General features: G+C 43.2%; 2 protein-coding genes. Both read left to right on the top strand.

Annotated features, from left to right (window positions below; genetic code table 11):
• Window positions 1-2,862, top strand: a 2,862-nt coding sequence (locus tag HP439_RS18140) for a SusC/RagA family TonB-linked outer membrane protein (RefSeq protein WP_172391744.1), incomplete at its 5' end; no start/stop codon positions are given.
• 2 nt (window positions 2,863-2,864) lie between these two features.
• On the top strand, window positions 2,865-4,070 hold a 1,206-nt coding region (locus HP439_RS18135; protein ID WP_172391743.1), incomplete at its 3' end, for a RagB/SusD family nutrient uptake outer membrane protein.

Here is a 4,070-nt window from a genome sequence, read left to right as displayed (position 1 = left end):
ATTCTTCAGTCCCAAGACGCTAGTATCGATGAGGTTGTTGTTGTGGGATACGGTACCCAGAAGAAAGAATCCGTAACGGGAGCTATCTCTACTGTGAACTCCGAGGATCTTTCGCGATCTGTGGCGACGACCACATCAGGAGCACTCGTGGGTAAAATAGCCGGAGTAAACAGTCGAATGGCGGATGGGCGACCTGGCGCATCAACAAGTATCAATATCCGTAATATGGGGGATCCCTTATATGTAATCGACGGTGTGCAGAAAGATGCAGGACAGTTTAATAATATTGATTTTAATGATATTGAATCGATTTCCGTACTGAAGGATGCTTCTGCGGCAATTTACGGTGTTCGTGCAGCAAATGGAGTTGTCGTTGTAACTACAAAAAAAGGAAAACGAGGAGAAGAAAATCAGTTTTCTATTAATTCCTATTATGGATGGCAGAATATGTTTCGTTATCCGCGGCCAGCTAGTGCAACAACCTACATAAAGAGTTATATTCAATCAGATGCCATTCTGGGTGTGACGGACCCGCAATACACCATGGATGATCTGGCAAAATGGGAGCAAGGTACAGAGAAAGGTTACAGGCCGTTTGATTGGTATGATTATATCCTAGGAACCAGTCCACAGACCTATATTTCGGGCGCAGCAAGTGGCGGTTCTGAAAACATTAACTATTATATCAGTGCTGGACACTTGGATCAGAAATCAATTATTCGAAATTATGGTGGATTCAACCGAACAAACGTGCAGATGAATATTGAAGCCAATATCTCGGACCGGTTAAAAGTTGGCGGTAATTTGAACGGACGTATTGAAAAGCGTCGACAACCTGGAGTGCCTGGGGGAGATGACACATGGCAGGCTTTATTTGCAACCTATCGTAACCTGCCTATAGCCCGTCCTTATGCGAACGATAATCCGTTGTATCCAGCGCGTACTGCTTCTAATACCGAAACGAATTTTGCGATGCTAAACTATGATCTTTCTGGAGAATACACAGAAGCATTCCGCGTGATGCAGTTGAATTTTAATGCAGAATACGAAATTACCAAAGATTTGAAACTTCGAGGACTCGTTGGCTACTATCTTTCGAATAAACGAATGGATAACCAAGAGTTTACCTACAAACTGTATGGTTACGACGAAGAGACTGATACCTACCCTGTTGTGTTTAGTATGGATAACCCTTGGCGGGAACGCGACATTCGTCAGATTGAGGAGATAAGCTACCAAGGAACGTTGAATTATACGAAAAATATAGGTAAGAATAATATCAGTGCTGTTCTAGCTGCGGAAGCCATTACTCGAGAAGAGCCCGGTTTTTGGTTACACGACAGACCCGCTTCAAACCGTTTGTCCCTTATTTATTTTCAAACGATGGATCAATTTGATGATGACGGTTTGAATACACAAGCACGGGCAGGTTTTGCAGGGAGAGTAAATTATGATTACGACGGTAAATATCTGGTAGAGTTTGCTGGGCGTTACGACGGATCTTGGAAATTTCCTCCGGGCAGTCGCTGGGGATTTTTTCCTTCAGTTTCAGCCGGATGGCGTCTTTCAAAAGAAACATTTATTACCGATTCGTTCCTAGGTGACACCTTTAGTGAGCTGAAACTGCGTGCATCCTACGGGGTGCTCGGAGATGATAATCTAGATGTTTGGGACTATTATGCGTTTGGCTTTATGCCGGGATACACCTACAACGTTGGCGGTTCAGCTATTGATGGTAATTACGTGGTGGGATCGCAGCCTCGAGGCTTACCCGTAAAGACTCTTTCGTGGATACGCGCAAATAGCTTTAATGTGGGACTTGATTTTGCAGTTTTTGACGGAAAACTTTCCGGGGGCATAGATTATTTTAATCGTGAACGTACCGGGTTACCCGCATCTCGCAACGACATCCTTATTCCAACAGAAGTCGGATTTGGACTGCCCTATGAGAACTTAAACTCTGATATTCATCGCGGTATGGACGGAAGCATCAAGTGGAGTAGTAATATAAACGATGTCAATTATTTTGTAGGGGGTAACTTTACGTATGCACGTCAGCTGGATGGGCAGCAGTATAAACCGCGTTTTGGGAGTTCATGGGATACGTATCGTAATTCCATTACTGATCGCTATGCCTATATTAATTGGGGATACCATGCAATTGGCCAGTTTCAAAGTTGGGAAGAGATTCAAAACTACGATGTTGATAATGACAGACAAGGTAACACAACACTTCGACCAGGAGACATCAAATACGATGATGTTAATGGAGACAAAGTAATCAATGAGCTAGATCAACGTCCTATCGGGTACAGAGAAGGTGATCAGGGTGAGGACGAGGGCGATGTTGGTCTTCCTTACTTGAACTTTGCGTTGAGTTTGGGCGCGCAATATAAAGGGTTTGACGTGGCGATGGATTTCACAGGAGCCTCTTTTGCATCTTACCGGGCAAATTGGGAGGGAATGATACCTTTTCATGATGGAGGAAATAACGCCGCGTATTACATGGAGAATCAATGGATGCTTAGTGATATAACGGATCCAAATAGCGAACTTATACCCGGAGAGTTTCCAACATTGATTCGAGGGAATCAAAATCACAGTAATTATTGGCATAGTGACTTTTGGGTCCAAAATGTGACCTATCTTAAATTAAGGAACCTTCAGGTCGGTTATACCTTGCCTTCTACATTAACGCAACGTTGGGGTATAAAAAATCTTCGCGTCTATTCGATGATGCAGAACTTGTTCAGCATTGATAACCTCGGCGAGATGAAGATTGATCCGGAACTCACTAGTGAATCGGGAATTCAATATCCGACCAATAGAGTAGTGAATGTTGGTTTAAACATAACATTTTAATCATGAAGAGCGCAATTAAATATATAATAGTACTTGGTATGCTAATTGGAGTGTCAGCATGCTCTAAGTTTTTGGATCGCGAGTCAGAATCGATTTTAGGCGACGAACAGGTTTATTCGGATGAGAAAATGATTTTGTCTGTTTTGGCGAATTATTACGGGCGTATGGATTGGTCCCAGAATTTAAGGGATCCAGGATCATTCGCTTTACTAGACGAGGCAGGGTTCTCTTCTGGAGGACCAAACAATACGCAAACTTTTAGTGATGATCTATGGCATGTTTATGATTATAACTTAATACGAAATGTTAACGAGTTTATACATGGCGTGAAAGGGTCGACATTGGCCGATGAAACGAAGCTTAAATACGAAGGTGAAGCTCGGTTTATTCGTGCATGGGTATATTTTAATCTGGTTCGTAGCCTTGGCGGCGTGCCGTTGGTAGGAGATGAAATATACGATTACGAGCAAGGAACAGATCCGGAATCACTTCAGGTTGCGCGCGCGACAGAGGAAGAGACATATAACTACATCATAGAGGAATGTAGTGCAATTGCTGAGATGATGCCGGAAGCAACTAATACCAATTCCGCCCGGGCAAACAAATGGACAGCCTTAGCATTGAAAGCACGTGCAGCGTTATATGCCGGTTCAATCGCTAAGTATAACTACCGGACACCTGAGGTAAAAACGAGTGGAGGTGAGGTTGGGATACCAGCGGATAAAGCGAACGGTTTTTTTCAAATCGCTTATGAAGCTGCTCAAGAAATCATACAGCAAAGTCCTTATGCGCTTTACGAAAAAAATGCGGACAAAGGGCGTAATTTTTATGAGGCTGTTAGTAGTAAGTCCAGCAACGAAGTGATATGGGCCCGGGATTTTATTTATCCTGGTCAGACGCATATGTTTTCCAACAATACGATTGCTTCATCGGTTCGCGGGGATATCGATGCCAATATCGTGACGCCAATACTTAACCTGGTTGAAGATTTCGAATACTTAAACGATCGTGACGGAAGTCTAAAGCTAAAGAATGAATCAGGTGATTTTATCTACTACGACAAGCCAGAAGATATATTTGCAAACAAGGATCCACGACTATACGGGACTGTTATATATTCGGGTGCGGATTTTCTCGGTACGACGATTACGTATCAGGCGGGTGTTCGTTATCAACAGGGAGGACAATGGCGTGTAAAAACAGGCACT

This window comes from Sphingobacterium shayense, from assembly GCF_013179575.1.
Lineage (GTDB): Bacteria > Bacteroidota > Bacteroidia > Sphingobacteriales > Sphingobacteriaceae > Sphingobacterium > Sphingobacterium shayense.
This window is presented reverse-complemented; position numbering and strand designations above follow the sequence as displayed.